The 15,396-nt window shown below is 62.8% G+C and carries 14 protein-coding genes and 1 riboswitch; of the genes, 7 read left to right on the top strand and 7 right to left on the bottom strand.

Annotated features, from left to right (window positions below):
- Positions 1–6: 6 nt before the first annotated feature.
- From CN311_RS01395 to mtnK, 4 genes are all read right to left on the bottom strand, one after another.
- Positions 7–1,014 (bottom strand): dihydroxyacetone kinase subunit DhaK, encoded by a 1,008-nt coding sequence (locus CN311_RS01395; RefSeq protein ID WP_097571674.1) that lies wholly within the window; start codon positions 1,012–1,014, stop codon positions 7–9.
- Between the two features lie 74 nt (positions 1,015–1,088).
- A complete protein-coding gene (locus CN311_RS01390) occupies positions 1,089–1,514 on the bottom strand; it encodes a 6,7-dimethyl-8-ribityllumazine synthase (protein ID WP_165779547.1) in 426 nt (141 codons plus the stop codon).
- A gap of 123 nt (positions 1,515–1,637) precedes the next feature.
- A riboswitch (FMN riboswitch) is annotated at positions 1,638–1,790 on the bottom strand.
- 61 nt (positions 1,791–1,851) lie between these two features.
- Complete coding sequence (mtnA, locus tag CN311_RS01385) at positions 1,852–2,946, bottom strand: S-methyl-5-thioribose-1-phosphate isomerase (RefSeq protein ID WP_097571643.1); 1,095 nt, start codon at positions 2,944–2,946, stop codon at positions 1,852–1,854.
- Positions 2,943–4,214, bottom strand: coding sequence for an S-methyl-5-thioribose kinase (mtnK, locus tag CN311_RS01380; RefSeq protein WP_097571673.1), 1,272 nt, complete (start codon positions 4,212–4,214; stop codon positions 2,943–2,945). Before mtnK ends, mtnA begins: the two co-directional genes overlap by 4 nt.
- A 136-nt stretch (positions 4,215–4,350) precedes the next feature.
- On the opposite strand from mtnK, the gene CN311_RS01375 reads away from it, so the two are divergent.
- From CN311_RS01375 to CN311_RS01365, 3 genes are all read left to right on the top strand, one after another.
- The gene (locus CN311_RS01375; RefSeq protein WP_097571642.1) at positions 4,351–5,862 is read left to right on the top strand and encodes a sugar ABC transporter ATP-binding protein; all 1,512 of its coding nucleotides are present in this window, start codon (positions 4,351–4,353) and stop codon (positions 5,860–5,862) included.
- An 86-nt stretch (positions 5,863–5,948) separates the two neighbouring features.
- The gene (locus tag CN311_RS01370) at positions 5,949–6,944 is read left to right on the top strand and encodes an ABC transporter permease (RefSeq protein WP_097571641.1); all 996 of its coding nucleotides are present in this window, start codon (positions 5,949–5,951) and stop codon (positions 6,942–6,944) included.
- Positions 6,945–6,991: 47 nt separating this feature from the next.
- On the top strand, positions 6,992–8,044 hold the full coding sequence (locus tag CN311_RS01365; protein ID WP_097571640.1) for a substrate-binding domain-containing protein: 1,053 nt from the start codon (positions 6,992–6,994) through the stop codon (positions 8,042–8,044).
- A gap of 64 nt (positions 8,045–8,108) precedes the next feature.
- Here the strand turns inward: CN311_RS01365 and CN311_RS01360 are convergent, their stop codons facing one another.
- The 3 genes from CN311_RS01360 to CN311_RS01350 form a co-directional block, all read right to left on the bottom strand.
- Entirely contained in the window at positions 8,109–8,900 is a 792-nt protein-coding gene (locus tag CN311_RS01360) for a phytanoyl-CoA dioxygenase family protein (protein ID WP_097571639.1), read from the bottom strand.
- Between the two features lie 214 nt (positions 8,901–9,114).
- Positions 9,115–11,169 carry a bifunctional aldolase/short-chain dehydrogenase gene (locus tag CN311_RS01355; RefSeq protein ID WP_097571672.1) on the bottom strand — a complete coding sequence of 685 codons (2,055 nt, stop codon included), beginning with the start codon at positions 11,167–11,169 and terminating at the stop codon, positions 9,115–9,117.
- Positions 11,170–11,256: 87 nt separating this feature from the next.
- Positions 11,257–12,222, bottom strand: coding sequence for a sugar-binding transcriptional regulator (locus CN311_RS01350; protein WP_097571638.1), 966 nt, complete (start codon positions 12,220–12,222; stop codon positions 11,257–11,259).
- Between the two features lie 136 nt (positions 12,223–12,358).
- Between CN311_RS01350 and CN311_RS01345 the strand changes: the two genes are divergently transcribed.
- The 4 genes from CN311_RS01345 (at position 12,359) to CN311_RS01330 (ending at position 15,375) form a co-directional block, all read left to right on the top strand.
- Complete coding sequence (locus tag CN311_RS01345; protein ID WP_097571637.1) at positions 12,359–12,604, top strand: type II toxin-antitoxin system ParD family antitoxin; 246 nt, start codon at positions 12,359–12,361, stop codon at positions 12,602–12,604.
- A gap of 2 nt (positions 12,605–12,606) precedes the next feature.
- Positions 12,607–12,936 carry a type II toxin-antitoxin system RelE/ParE family toxin gene (locus CN311_RS01340; protein WP_097571636.1) on the top strand — a complete coding sequence of 110 codons (330 nt, stop codon included), beginning with the start codon at positions 12,607–12,609 and terminating at the stop codon, positions 12,934–12,936.
- Positions 12,937–12,974: 38 nt separating this feature from the next.
- Positions 12,975–14,615, top strand: a complete 1,641-nt coding sequence (locus tag CN311_RS01335) for an acyl-CoA synthetase (RefSeq protein WP_097571635.1) — start codon at positions 12,975–12,977, stop codon at positions 14,613–14,615.
- A gap of 151 nt (positions 14,616–14,766) precedes the next feature.
- Entirely contained in the window at positions 14,767–15,375 is a 609-nt protein-coding gene (locus CN311_RS01330) for a TetR/AcrR family transcriptional regulator (protein WP_097571634.1), read from the top strand.
- Positions 15,376–15,396: the final 21 nt, after the last annotated feature.

The raw sequence follows: 15,396 nt of genomic DNA, 5'->3' as shown, positions 1-15,396 counted from the left end.
GTGCTTTCAGCCGGCGCGGAACATGGCGCAGTCGCAGGGGTGGTCGAGCATGGTCTGCAATTCGTCGTCCAGATGCATCAGCGTCACCGAGGCGCCGGCCATCTCCAGCGAGGTGCAGTAATTGCCAACCCAAGTCGCGTGGATGGAGACGCCAATATCGTCGAGCCTCTGCTTGACCCTGCGGTTCATGATGTAGAGTTCCATCAGCGGCGTCGAACCGAGCGAATTGACGAGCACCGCGACCTTGTCACCACGCGACGGCGCCATCTCGTCGAGGATCTTGTCCAGCATCTCGTCCGTGATCTCGTCGGCGGTTCTGAGCTTGCCGCGCGCGATGCCTGGCTCGCCATGGATGCCCATGCCGATCTCCATCTCGTCGGCGCCGATCTCGAAGTTCGGCCGGCGGGTCTGCGGCAGCGAGCAGGGCGACAGCGCCACGCCCATGGTGAAAGTGTGGTCGTTGGCTTTGCGGGCGATGCGCTCGCATTCGTCGAAGGAGAGCATCCGGTCGCAGGCCGCGCCCGCCGCCTTGAAGATGAAGAAATTGCCGGCGACGCCACGCCGCTTCTGCCGCTGGTCGCGCGGTGCCGAGGCGACATCGTCGGTGCTCAGCACCGTGCGCACCTCGATGTCGTCCATCGCCGCCATCTCGGCCGCCATGTCGAAATTCATAACGTCGCCGGCATAGTTGCCATACATGAACAGCACGCCGGCGCCGCCGCTGACCGCCTTGGCGCATTCGAGGATCGGGTCCGGCGGCGGCGAGGCAAAGACGTTGCCGATGGCCGCCGCGTCCGCCAGCCCCTTGCCGACAAAGCCGAGAAAGGTCGGCTCATGGCCCGAACCGCCGCCGATGACGAGGCCGACCTTGCCGGGGCGCGGCCCGTCGCGGGCGATGATCGAGCGCGGGCTGCCGGCAGCGCTTTTGAGGTGGCGCGGATGCGCGGCGAGTATGCCTTCCAGCATCTCGTCGACGGAGCGGTTACCATCGTTGATGATCTTCTTGGTCTGCACCGGCATCCTCCCCAACTCGGCATTTTCGCAAATACTACCGCGTGTTACCGCGATTTCCACCCGGCTGCGAACATTCACGCCGCAAGTTTTTCACGCGCGGCCAGGATATCGACGCAGGCCTTGGCCGCCTCTTTTCCCTTCACTTGGAAATGTTCGAAAAAGAAGCGGTGGTGCTCGGCGCTGTCATGATAATTGTGTGGCGTCAGCACCGCTGAAAGCACCGGCACGCCGGTCGCAAGCTGCACGTTCATCATGCCGTCGATGACGGCGCTCGCCACGAATTCGTGCCGGTAGATGCCGCCATTGACGACGAAGGCCGCGCCGAGGATCGCGGCATAGCGACCGGTTCCGGCCAGGGTCTTGGCATGCAGCGGGATCTCGTAGGCGCCCGGCACGTCGAAGACATCGACGACAAAGCGGTTCTCCCGGAGTACGGCGAGTTCCGCTTCGAAGGCTTGCACGCATTGGTCGACGATGTCGGCATGCCAGCGCGCGCGAATGACGGCGACGCGGACAGTTTCAAAGTTTTGTGGGAATGCTGATTCATGGGTCCATCCTTCCGTTTCGAAGCAGAATCAGGACGCACGATACGGAATCCGGTCCGTCGAGACGGTCCGTCTTTCGCTCGTTCTCTTCCATCCGGACTATACCGTCGGCTCCGGAATCACACCGGATCTGCTGACCCTTCCGGCTAACCGGAAAGCGCTCGCGGGCTTGGGCAACCAGAAAGTGCCTTTACCGCCGGTGGGGACTTTCACCCCGCCCTGAGAACATTGACGGCGTTGCATGGAAGGGCAGGGCACTGATGTCAATCACGGCCGTTGCTGCCGCCGCCGTTCACCCGCGTTCGGGAAACATCGCCTTCAGGCCCTCGCGCGATGCCTTGGCAACGCCGCGTTCGGTGATCAGGCCTGTGACCAGGCGCGCCGGCGTCACGTCGAAGGCGGGGTTTGCCGCCGGCGTAGCCTCCGGTGACACCCGCACCTGCGCAATCTTCCCATCCGCGGTCTTGCCCCAGACTAGCGAAACCTCGTCGGGCGAGCGCTGCTCGATCGGGATTTCGCCAAGCCCGTTGCCCACCGTCCAGTCGATGGTGGGTGAGGGGAGTGCGACATAGAACGGCACGTCATTGTCGGCTGCAGCCAGCGCCTTGAGATAGGTGCCGATCTTGTTGCAGACATCGCCGTCGGCGGTGGTGCGGTCGGTGCCGACGATGACCATGTCGATCTCGCCGCGCTGCATCAGATGGCCGCCGGCATTGTCGACGATCAGCGTGTGCGGCACGCCATGACCGGCCATCTCCCAGGCGGTGAGTTGCGCACCCTGGTTGCGCGGCCGCGTCTCGTCGACATAGACGTGGACCGGAATGCGGGCTTCGGTTGCGAGATAAATCGGCGCCGTGGCGGTGCCGTAGTCGACGGTCGCCAGCCAGCCGGCATTGCAATGGGTCAGGATGTTGACCGGCTCGCTCTTCTGCTTGCGCGCCGCGATCGCCCTGATGATTTCAAGCCCGTTGGCGCCGATGGCGCGGTTGAGGCCGACATCCTCGTCGGCGATTTCGCCGGCGCGCCGGTAGGCGGCTGCGGCGCGTTGTTCAGGTGGCAGCGGCTTGAGGAAGCGCCGCATCTCATCCAGCGCCCAGCGCAGGTTGATCGCGGTTGGCCGCGTTTCATGTAAGGTCTCCCAGACCGCGTCGAGCGCGGCGTTCGAAGGGTCGTCGGCCATCCGCATGGCGACGCCGTAGGCCGCGGTGACGCCGATCAGCGGCGCGCCGCGCACCCACATGTCGCGGATCGCCGTGGCGATGCCGGCAACGGTGCCGATCCGCTCGACACGAAAATCATGCGGCAGCCAGCGCTGGTCGATGATCTCGACCGAGCGCTTGTCGTCACTTAGCCAGATGGTGCGATAATGGCGGTCGCCGACGTTCAAACTCTGCTCTCCTGCTCGATCAGCGCGGCCAGATTGTTGACCTCGTCGATGCTGTGGATCTGGCGCCGGTTGACGGCGAGGTGGCGGCCGAATTTCAGCGCCTTGGCCTCACATTTGGCGCGCAAATCCTCGTCGGCAATGGTCTCGAAATCGGCGTTGTGCGCGAGGCCAAGGATGCGCCGGTGGATCTCGATACCGGCAAAGCCCAGCAGATCGTCCCAGATCTGATGCAGCACATGGTCGAGCGCCTGTTCGGCGCCGAGCCTGTCGCCCTGATCCTCGAACAGGCTCTTCTGGTAGAGCATGCCGGTGCGCTCGGTGCGCCACAGATATGAGAACTCGGCGCGGAAGACGGACCACGTCTCTGTTGTGACGCCGAGCAGATAGGCGCGCATGGCGTCGCGCTTTCCCGCCTGCTCGTGGCCCCGCTGCGAGAAGAAGGCCATCCAGAAATTGGCCAGCAGCATGCCGATGTCGAACGCCATCGGTCCGTAAAAGGCGAATTCGGGATCGATCATCCGTGTTTCGGTGTCGGTGACCATGATCGAACCGGAATGCAGATCGCCATGCAGCAACGTTTCGGCATTGGCCGCGAACAGATGCTTCAGCCGCTGAGCCTCGACCTTGAGGTCGCGGTCGGCGCGCAGTTCGGCGACCAGGCTGTCGAGCTGCGGTGACGTATGCCGGTTCATCTTGGCATCAAAATAGGGATCGGAGAACACCAGATTCTCGGTGATGTCGCAGAGCTCGACATTGTCGGCGAACAGCGCCAGATCCGCCTTGCGATCCCTGGTCACCATCGAGAGGTCGGAGCCGCGAAACAAAGTGCGGGCCATGAACAGGCCGATATCCCTCGCAATGTTGGGCAGTTGCCGGCCTTCGATCAGCGCCCGCCGCAGGATGATGTGTGGCGACAGATACTCCATGATGATCAGCGCCTGGCTTTCGTCGAAGTGGTAGATGGCCGGCACCGAGCCGGGCGCGCGCGCCTCTTGCCGTGTCAGCGCATGATATTCGAAGAAGGAGCGCTTCAAAGGCAGCGGCCAGCTGTCGCCGACCAGGCGGACATAGGGCAGGGCCTGCTTGACGATGGCCGCACCCGTGGCGCCCTCGACGATGAAGACCAGGTTCAGATTACCGTCGCCGACTTCACGGACCTTCCAGTTCGCCGAGTCCTTGCCGATCCGCGCGCACAGCGCATCGTTTGTGGCAAGGCGCGTCGAAAGCGTCTCGACCGATAGTGCTTCGAACGGCAATTTCCCAGTCATCGTCATCCTCCCGCATATGCGCTCCTGATATAACGGAGGCATGGCGACTGGGCCAAGCTAGGAAGCCCTCTGGCAATTGTCAATCGTGTTGACAATTGCCGATGGAGCCCATAGCGTCACGGTCAGGGAGGAACGAATGGGCAATGATGCCGTGTTCCGCGTGGACGGCCTGAGGAAATCCTTCGGCCATATCGAGGTGCTTGGCGGCGTCTCGCTCGACTTGCATGCCGGCGAAGTCACCGTGCTGATGGGCGCCAACGGCGCCGGTAAATCCACCCTCGTCAAGATCATCAGTGGCGTCTACGACCATGCCAGCGGCACGATGAACCTCGCAGGTCACGAGTTTGCCCCCAATACGCCGGCGGAGGCGATCCGCGCCGGCGTCGTTACCGTTCACCAGAACATCAATGACGGCGTCGTCGCCGATCTCGACGTCGCCACCAATCTGACGCTGGACCGGCTGAGCGGCGGCAGTGCGCCGTTCCTGTTCAATCCGGGCCGTGTGCGCCGTGAGGCCAAGGCCGTTGCCGACCGCATGGGGCTGGCCATCGACCTCAAGGCCCGCATCAGCGATCTTTCGCTGGCCGACCGCCAGATGGTGGCGATCGCGCGCGCCATGGCGCATCAGCCGAAAGTGCTGATCCTCGACGAGCCGACGTCTTCGCTCTCCAGCGCCGAGGCCGACCGGTTGTTCGCTTTGCTCGACCGGCTGCGCGAGCATCAGGTGGCGATCCTCTACATCTCGCACCGCATGTCCGACATCAGGCGGCTTGCCGACCGTATCGTCTCGATGCGCGACGGCGTCATCTCGGGCGCCTTCGACAAGAAGCCGCTTGACTACGAGGGCGCGGTCAACGCCATGCTCGGCCGCAAGATCCATCTCGCTCGCATCGTCGCCAGGAACTCGGCCAAGGCCGTCCTGACGGTCGACGGGCTGCGCATTGCGGAAGGCGCCCGGCCATTCTCGTTGACGCTTGGCGACGGCGAGGTCGTAGCCGTCACCGGCCTGGTCGGCGTCGGCAAGACAGCGCTGGCCGAGACGCTGTTTGGCGTGCGCAAGCCTCTGTCCGGCACCATGATGCTGAACGGCAAGCCGTATGCACCAGGATCCACGGGCGAGGCGATCGCCGCCGGCGTGTTCCTCGTCGCCAAGGACCGCGGTGAAAACGGCATCGTCGGCGGCTTCAACATCCAGGAAAATATCAGCCTGCCTTTCCACAGGCGGATGTCGCATTTCGGTGTTCTCAAGCGTCGCCTCGAACGCGCAACCGCGCGCCGGCAGATCGAGGAGTTGGGCATCGTCTGCCGCTCGGAGAAGGACGAAATGCCCACGCTTTCGGGTGGCAACCAGCAGAAGGTGATGGTCGCCCGCTGGATGGCTCAAGATGCAAAACTGTTCATCCTCGACGAGCCGTTTCAGGGCGTCGACATCTCCGCCAGGCGCGACATCGCGGCCAAGCTCAGGGCAAGCGCCAACGGCCGGGCGACGCTGCTGTTCGTCACCGAACTCGACGAGGCGCTGGAAACGGCTGACCGCATCCTGGTGATGTCGGAGCAGACGATCGTCGGCGAACACCGCAACGGCGACGTCGACATGGATCGCCTGCTCGCGGAAGTCGCGGGCGGGCCGCTGCACAGCGCGGCATGAGATCGCAAGACGATGATGAGACGTGGAACGGATGAAGGCATGAGTTCAGTTTGGGTAGAAATGGCGATAGCGCGCGGGAGTGCTGAATGACGCTGCGCGACTACGCCATTCGCTACGGCTTCATCCTTCTGCTGTTCGGGCTGATCGCCTATTTCGCCATCGCCGCCGACGGCTTCGTCTCGCCGCAAAGCGCCGTCTTCATCTTCCAGTCGGTCGCCATCACCGGCGTGCTGGCGCTCGGCGTCACCGCCACGCTGGTCGTCGGCGGCTTCGACCTGTCGATCGGCTCCGTTGCCACCAGCGCCATGATGGCGGCGGCCTATGTGATGGTCGTGCTGGAGCAGAATGCCCTCGTCGCTGTCATCGCCTGTCTCCTGATCGGAGCCGTGGTCGGCCTCATCAATGGCTGGCTGATCGTCTATATGCGCGTGCCCGATCTTCTGGCGACGCTCGGCATGATGTTCCTGCTTGTCGGCTTGCAGCGCATCCCGACCGAGGGCCGCTCGATCGCCACCGGCATGACCATGCCCGACGGCTCGGTCGCCAATGGCAAATTCTCCGACGCTTTCCTGGCGCTCGGCCGCCACCGCTTCGATTTCTTCATCCCGAACCTCATTCCGGTGTCGGTCGTGGTCCTGATCGTGCTCGCCGTGCTGATCTGGTTCTTTCTCGAATACACCCGTTTCGGCCGCATGATGTATGCGGTCGGCAGCAATGAACGGGCTGCCGAACTCGCCGGCGCGCCTGTCAAGACATACAAAATCTGGGCCTACATTATATCAGGCGTTTTTGCCTCGATCGGCGGCATTTTGCTTGCCGCCCGGCTTGGACGCGGCGACATCGCCTCGGGTAATAATCTCCTGCTCGACGCCGTCGCCGCGGCGCTCATCGGCTACGCGGTGCTCGGGGCCGCCAAGCCGAACGCCTTCGGCACGGCCGTCGGCGCGCTGTTCGTCGGTATCCTGCTGCAAGGCCTCACCATGATGAACGCGCCTTACTACACGCAGGATTTCGTCAAGGGCGTGGTTCTGGTCGTCGCCCTTGTCTTCACCTTCGCCCTTTCCGGCCGGGGCAGGAGGTAGCTTTCGACCGGATCCGATTTCTGAGTTCAACAAGTGGAGGAAACAAAGTGAAGATCACAAGAAGACTTCTGGGCAAGGCAGCCCTCGGGCTGGCCTGTGCAACGATGCTGATGCAATTCCCGGCTCTTGCCGCGGACAAGCCGGCGCCCTTCGACAAGCCGGGCGTCAAGATCGCGCTCGTCCGCTATCTCTCGACCGGCGACTTTTTCCAGGCCTATCTGTCCGGCGTCGAAGCGCAATCGAAGGCCCTCGGCGTCGATTTGCGCGTGCTCGACAGCCGCCAGGACGCCGCGCTTCAGGCCGACATGGTCGACCAGGCCATCGCGCTCGGCGTCCAGGGCATCATCATCCAGCACGGTCTGACGGAATCGATGAAGGACGCCGCCCAGCGCGCCGTCGACGCCGGCATCAAGGTGGTCGCCTTCGACGTCAATGTCGAAAACCCCAAGATTCCGCAGATCGAGCAGTCCGACCGCGACCTCGCGCGGCTGGCGCTCGAACAGGCGGTCAAGGACAATGGCGAGAGCTGGAAGGCCGGCTACGTCTATGTCGCCGGCATCGCGCCGCTCGACCGCCGCAACGAGACCTGGGTCGACGTCAAGAAGAAGTACTCTGGCATCAACGAAGTCGCCATGTTCGGCACGCTCGACAATCCGATCGCCAATTCCGTCGCTAACCAGGCGCGTTCGGTGCTGTCGGCCCACCCCGACATCAAGGTGATGTTCGCCCCCTATGACGAATTCGCCAAGGGCGTCAAGATCGCCGTCGACGAGGCAGGGCTGAACAAGGACATCAAGATTTACTCGGCCGACATCTCGACGTCCGACATTGCCGCCATGCGCGAGCCCGACAGCGCCTGGGCGGCGACTGCCGCCACCAATCCGGCCGTCGTCGGCCAGGTCTCCGTGCGCGCTCTGGCGCAGTTGCTTGCCGGCGAAGACCCCGGCCACAACGTCATCGTGCCGCCGACGCTGATCACCCAGAAGGAACTGATCGACAAGGACATCAAGAACATGGAAGACCTGTCGGCCAAGCTGCCGCAATTCGCCCATGCCGATGTCGCCATGCCGGCCTGGATGCCGAACCCGAACGCTAACTAGCGTTCGACCTCGAACGAACGAGAGGGCCGCCAAGGGGCGGCGCTCTCTATTTCCGTCGCGCCGATCAGAGATCAAGGCCGCAGGCGCGGCGGATCGCGATCTGTACCGGGGATGGTGGCAGGGCCGGATCGAAACCGCCCTTTGGCAGCAATGGCGGCTGCGCCAGGAAACGCGGTTGCGTTCCGCGATGCGGCTGCGCGGCGTGCACGATGAAGGGGTGGCACAGGAAGACCGTTCCGGCACCACCGGTTGCCAGGACCTCGTCGCAGGTTTCCGTTTCGCTAAAGCCGTTCTCCGCCAGTTCCTGCAGCGTCATGCCTTCCGGCCCGCGAGGCAGCAGCCGGCGCGCGATCATATGGTGCGAGCCAACCCGAATTCTCGTGGGCGCATCGTCAGGTCCCACGTCTGAAAACAGGAAGAGCATCAGCAACGCGCGTCCCTTGCTTGTGACGTTGATCCGCCATTGCATGAAATCCGCATGGTCAGTTCCGAAGCTCGTATCGACATGCCAGCCGGCATCGCCGGAATCCTGCTTCGAAGGGAAACGGATCGGAAACGTTCCAAGCCCCGCCGGAGCGATCCATCGGCCCTTTCCTGCGAGCGCGTCATAGGCCTTGTGAAGCCGTGGCGTGTTGGCTGCTTCAACGAATGGGCGTTGCGTCATGACGCCGAGGCGAACGACAGGCTGTTTCCATTCTTCCGGGCGATCAGGCGCAAGGCTCATCTCTGCCCACAACATGTCGCGGCACGTCCGGGCAAGGGCGCCGCTGAACGCACCCTCCAGCACGACATACCCGTGATCGATGAATTGACCGACCTGAGCCTCGCTCAGGCCGAATTGACTGGATCTGGTCATTGTCCATTGTCTCCACTCGGCGACCGATACCGCGTCGCCGTCAAACTGCTCGACGCATCAAGCGCCCCGAAACGTTGCTCGGGTCAGGCGAGCGGGAAGAATGTGGACATGAACATAATGCATCCGAAGTAGGCCGGCGCCGCCCGCAATGCAAGCGCGCTAGGCCAGCGTCGTTGGAAATGCAGGCAGCTCTTGGCGTGCCCTCAAGCGATCCCTACCGCAGCGCCGCCGCGATATTGCCGCCATCCACTGTCGTCACATCCGCGGTGGTCCGCTCGGCCAGCGCCTGATGCAGGAAGGCCAAAGCCACGTCCTCGGCCGTCACTTCCTGCCCGAGCAGATTGCCGGACATGTATTCCTTCTCCGACACGCCGCGCGCGCCCGAGCGGCTGGCAATCATGGCGTCGGTCAACAGTCCGGAGCGGATGCGGTCGGCATTGACGGCGTTCGAGCGGATGCCGTGAGCGCCGTAGTCGAGCGCATATTGCCTCGACAGGAACAGTGTCGCCGCCTTCGGTATGCCGTAGGCGCCGAACTTCGGCCCCGGATTTACCGCCTGCTTGGAAGTGTTGAACAGGAGAACGCCGCCGGTGCCCTGTTCGAGCATGATGCGCACCGCGTTTTGCGCCGCCGATTGGTGGGCGAAGAAATTGAGCTCGAAGCTCCTGCGCAAAATGGCGTCGTCGAGTTCCCCGATCCGGCCTTCCCAGGCAGCGCCTGCATTGGAAACCAGGATGTCGACACCGCCGAAGACGGCGATGGCCTTGTCGAACGCAGCACGCATCTGAGCCGGATCGGTGATGTCAGTGCCGATGCCGATCGAATTGTTGCCAGCCTTCCTTGCCGCTTCGGCAGCCTTCGTCGCGTCGAGATCGACAATGACGGCGTGCGCCCCATTGTCGGCGAACAGCTTCGCGGTGGCGGCACCGATCGCCCCGGCGCCGCCGGTGACCAGCACCACCTGGCCGGTCAGCGGCTTCGGCTTGTTGGAGGCGAGCTTGGCCTGTTCCAGCGACCAGTATTCGAGCGGGAACAGGTCGGCTTTCGACAGCGGCCGGAAGTCACCGACCGCTTCTGCGCCGCGCACCGCCTCGATCCACATCTCGCCGACATCGGAGGCGATCTTCGCGTCCTTGAGCGTGCGGCCATGGCCGAACATGCCGAGGCCCGGCACCAGCGTCAGGCGCGGCATCGGGTCGAGCATCGTGCGCTTCACATCGTCGAGCCCGTCATTGCTTTCGAAATAGGCGCGATAATCCTTGGCGAATGCCTCGACGTGGCTGCTGATGACGGATTTGTAGTCGTTTATTTTCGCCGCGTCGGGCGCCGGCAGCGCCATCGGTCCGGTCTTGATGCGGATCGACAGATCAGGCGTCGACACCCCGCGCCCGGCATAGTCGGCAATCCTGGCCGAATTGATGAAATCGACGATCGCGTCCGAGGTGCGGAAGTCGCTGATCATGCGGTCGAAGCGGCCTTCGCCGCGCGCTACCGCCACTGCGCCGCGCAGCATCGGTGCGACTTCCGCAGCCGTCGCCAGTCTCGAAGGCAGGACGGCTTTTTCGGTGCGAGGCTTGCCCTGCCTGGCGATGAAATCCTCGGCGACGTTCACGTAATGGATCATGCGGTCATAGGCCTGCCTGGCATCGTCGCCGAAAGTGAAGATGCCATGCTTGTCGAGGATCAGGCCTTCGACCGTCGGATCGGCTTCGAAGACATCGGCGGCCGCTTTCGCCAGGTCGAAGCCCGGCATGATGTAGGGCACGTAGCCCATCCTGCTGCCGAAGACCTTCTCGCTCAGCGCCTCGCTGTCGTCCTGGTCGACGATGGCCAGAACGGCGGTCGAATGCGTGTGATCGACGAATTTATGCGGCAGGAAGGCATGCAGCAGTGTCTCGACCGAAGGATTCGGCGAGGATGGATCGATGAGGTTCGCCCGCTGCAGGGCAACCATGTCCTCGTCGGAGAGTTTTTTCAGCGACCGCGCCTTCAGCAGCGCGCCGAGCTTGACCGCCGGCAGGCCCTGGGGCTCGATGACGCCCATGTCCCAGCCGCTGCCCTTGACGCAGAGCACGTCCCATTCGTCGCCGACGAGGTCGGTCGCCTTCGTCTTGCAGGAGGTGTTGCCGCCGCCATGCAGGACAAGCCGCGGCTCGCCGCCCAGCAGCCGTGTCGTGTAGACGCGCAGCGCCAGATCCCGGCCGACGCCCTTTTTCGCATAGTCGGCAACCAGCTTTTCCGCGTCGCCGTCATTCCACAGGTTCTTCATCTTTGCTTGGTCCGATTGTTTTGTCGTTGTGAACAGGAATGCCGCGACGCCTTGATGACAATGCGCCTGCGGCAAGAATTGCGCTTGCTATGGGGCCGTTTCTGCCGCCGGTCCGGCATGGTCCAGCAGCCGCCGCGCCATTCGCGCACCGACCACGAGATGTGTGCACAGCCCGCCGGCGATCGCCGCGATCAGCGGTTCGAACTTGCTGTCCTCCTGCACGACCATGAGTCGCTTTTCGATCTTGCGCAGCGATGACAGCGCCGCCGAAATGACCCGCCGATTGTAGCTGCAGTCGAGCGCCTTGCCTTCGGCGTCGATGATCTGCCCGGCGATGACGCCGGCTGCCCCCGCCTTTCGCAATGCCGCCATCTCCTCGGCCGTCAGCGCGCCGCATTTGACGACGTGGCTGTCGGCATCGACGGTGCCGACCGAATAGAGCGCCAGGTCGCAGTCGCCAATGCCCGACAACTGCTCGCGGATCACCGGCTCGGCGCGCAGGCCGCGCGCCAGTTCTTCCGTCGTCAGCACCAGCGGCGCATAGAAATTGAGCCCCTTTGCGTTGAGCCGGCGCGCGATCTCCATGGTGCATTGGTCGGGCCGGTACGAATAGGGGGCTCCGAGATTGCCGCAGAGCTGCACCACCGTGACGTCCTGCAGGTCGGCATAGGACATGATGTCGGCGATCGTATAGACCGTGCGTCCCCAGGCGACGCCGATGCGGTCGCCCTTCTTGACCAGTTCGAGGAAGACGCTCGCCGCAAGCACCGCGATATCGATCGACGGATCGGCGACATGGCCGTTCTCCGGCGCGATCCAGACCGCGTCGAGCTTCAGCGCGTCTTCGAGCTTGCGCGCCAGCACATCGTCGGTGAAGAGCTGTGTCGAGGTCGAGATGTTGACGATGCCGGTCTCGCGCGCCTTGCGCAGATACATGGCGACCGAGGCGCGGGAGATCTTGAGCTGGCTGGCCACCTGGTCCTGGCGCAGGCCATGAGCATAATAGAGCCAGGCGGCCTTGTGGATAAGCTGTTCTGCCGGTCGGATCGCCATGCCATCTCCCTCTCTGACATTATTCACGGCTCTCGACAAAAGTCAACGAAGCTAAGGTGTGGTTGGCCTCCGTTATGTCAGCAATTGCGCATTTATTGTTATTGCCGTACCTTTGGGTCAAACAGGAGGTACGAGAATGAACGTATCATTGGGAGACCGCTGGGAAACCTTTGTGTCCAACATTGTGAAGCATGGTCGCTATGGCTCTGCCAGCGAAGTCGTGCGCGAGGGCTTGCGTCTGGTCGAGGAACGCGAGGAAAAGCTGAAGGCGCTGCGCGCCATGCTCGACAAATCGTTTGCCGACGACGGTGAAGCGACCGAACACGATATTGATGCGGCCATGGAAGCCAAGGCTGAGCAACTCGCAAAGGAAGGCTTCTAGGAGTGCCACGGCTGCGCATGTTGCCGTCGGTACAGACAGACCTGGTCGATATCTTTGAATACATAACTCGCGAAAGCGGCAGTCTGGTGATTGGCCGACGTTTTGTGGATGCTCTGCGCCAGAAATGCCGTGATCTGTCGAGTTTGCCGGCGACGATTGGCCGAGCTCGTCCCGATCTACGGCCGGATGTCCGAAGTTTCGCTTTCAGAGGATACGTGATTTTCTTCCGCTATGACGGCGATTGGTTCGAGGTGGCGAACATCGTCGAAGGGCATCGGGACATCGATGGTTTGTGGTCGGAAGGTGAGGGCGGGGAGCGGCGTCAGGAATAGCTGAGTCTCGTGGGTTCGATAAAATGGGGAGGACGGGGATGGGCAATCGGTATGAACAGGATCTCGACAGGAACGCGGCCAACTACCAGCCGTTGACGCCACTGACCTATCTGGAGCGGGCGGCAAGCACCTACCCCGATCATGTCGCCATCATTCATGGCCGCCAGCAAACCACCTATCGCGATTTCTGGCGGCGGTCGTTGAAGCTCGCCTCGGCGCTTTCGAAACATGGCATCGGCAAGGGCGACACCGTTACCGTCATGCTCTCCAACACGCCGCCGATGCTGGAAGCACATTTCGGCGTGCCGATGACCAGGGCAGTGCTGCATTCGCTTAACACCCGCCTCGATGCCGCGGTCATCGCCTTCCAGTTCGACCACGCCGAGACGAAAGTGCTGATCGTCGACCGCGAATTCGCCGGCGTCGTCAGGCAAGCGCTGGCCATGGCCAAGGTCAAGCCGCTGGTCATCGACTATGACGATCCGGAGTACGCCGCCGACGCGCCATATCCCAAGGGCGAGTGCATCGGCACGCTCGACTACGAGGAGTTTGTCGCCGGCGGCGACGAGGATTTCGCCTGGTCGATGCCCGACGACGAATGGGACGCGATATCTCTCAACTACACCTCCGGCACCACAGGCAATCCCAAGGGCGTTGTCTACCACCATCGCGGCGCGGCGCTGATGGCCTACACCAACACCATCCATGCCGGCATGGCCAAGCATGCTGTCTATCTCTGGACGCTGCCGATGTTCCATTGCAACGGCTGGTGTTTTCCCTGGACGCTGGCCATCCAGGCCGGCACCCATGTCTGCCTGCGCTGGGTGCGGCCAAAGCCGATCTACGACGCGATCGCCGACCATCGCGTGACCCATCTGTGCGGCGCGCCGATCGTCATGTCGGTGCTGATCAACGCCAGGGATGAGGATAAGCGCGAGTTCCCGCAAACCGTCACCTTCAACACCGCTGCGGCGCCCCCGCCGGAAGCCGTGCTGTCGGGCATGGCCGATGCCGGCTTTGCCGTCACCCATCTTTACGGCCTGACCGAGACTTACGGGCCGGCCGTCGTCAACGAATGGCATGGCGAGTGGGATGGGTTGGACAAGGGTCCGAAGGCGGCGAAGAAGGCCAGGCAAGGCGTGCGCTATGCCGCACTCGAAGGCCTGACCGTGATGGATCCCGCGACGATGGAAAAAACCCCGGCCGATGGCGAGACGATCGGCGAGGTCATGTTCCGCGGCAACATCGTCATGAAGGGCTATCTGAAGAACCGCAAAGCCAGCGACGAGGCCTTTGCCGGCGGCTGGTTCCACTCCGGCGACCTCGGCGTCATGCATCCCGATGGCTATATCCAGCTCAAGGACCGCTCCAAGGACATCATCATTTCCGGCGGCGAGAACATCTCCTCGATCGAGGTCGAGGACGCGCTCTACAAGCATCCGGCCATCGCCTCCTGCGGCGTGGTCGCCAGATCCGACGACAAATGGGGCGAGGTGCCGGTCGCCTATGTCGAACTGAAGCCAGCCAAGACGGCGACAGAGGCCGAGATCATCGAGCACTGCCGCTCACTTCTTGCCCGCTTCAAGGTGCCGAAAGCGGTGATCTTCGCTGAAATCCCAAAGACCTCGACCGGCAAGATCCAGAAGTTCCGGCTGCGGGAAATGGCAAAGGGCGCCTGATAGGCGGCCCCGGACTTCGGCAAACATCAGTCGATTCTGTCACCATATGTCACCAGGCGTACACGTACGTCGAAATCGCATTGACAGATCGTTGGTTTCGATTTACGAGTGACGAAAGTTGAAATTCGTCACTCGTAACTGACAGAGAGCTATGTCTGAAACCGCCCACATAGTGGCCGACCCCACCCGCCAGGAGAATGTGACGCGCATTCTCGACTGCGCCGAACGCCTGTTTCGTCACTATGGCTACGGCAAGACCAATGTTGCCGACATCGCCCGCGAACTCGGCATGTCGCCGGCCAATATCTATCGTTTCTTTGCCTCCAAGGTCGAAATCCACCAGGCCGTGTGTGGCCGGATGCTCGGCGCAAGCTACAAGATGGCCTACGAGATTTCCCGTCTGCCGATCAGCGCAGAGGAGCGGCTGCGGCGCTACGTGCACGCGCAGTACAAAATGACGATGGAGGTCATGCTCGACGACCAGAAGGTCCATGAGATGGTCATCGTCGCCCTTGAGCGTGACTGGGGCGTCATCGACAAGCATGTCGACAGCATCCACGATCTGTTCGCCGAGGTGATCCGCGAGGGCATCGAAGCGGGCGAGTTTGCCGACCAGGATCCGGTGATCGCCTCGCGCTGCTTCGGCGCCGCCACAGTCATTCTGTGCCACCCGCAGATGGTGGCGCAGTGTCTTGCCAAGACCAATCGGGCAATGCCCGACGATCTCATCGACTATGCGATCAAAGCCTTGAAGAAATAGCCGCCGCCAGCCGGCGCCGGT

Origin of the sequence: Mesorhizobium sanjuanii (genome assembly GCF_002529485.1) — a bacterium.
GTDB lineage: Bacteria > Pseudomonadota > Alphaproteobacteria > Rhizobiales > Rhizobiaceae > Mesorhizobium > Mesorhizobium sanjuanii.
This window is presented reverse-complemented; position numbering and strand designations above follow the sequence as displayed.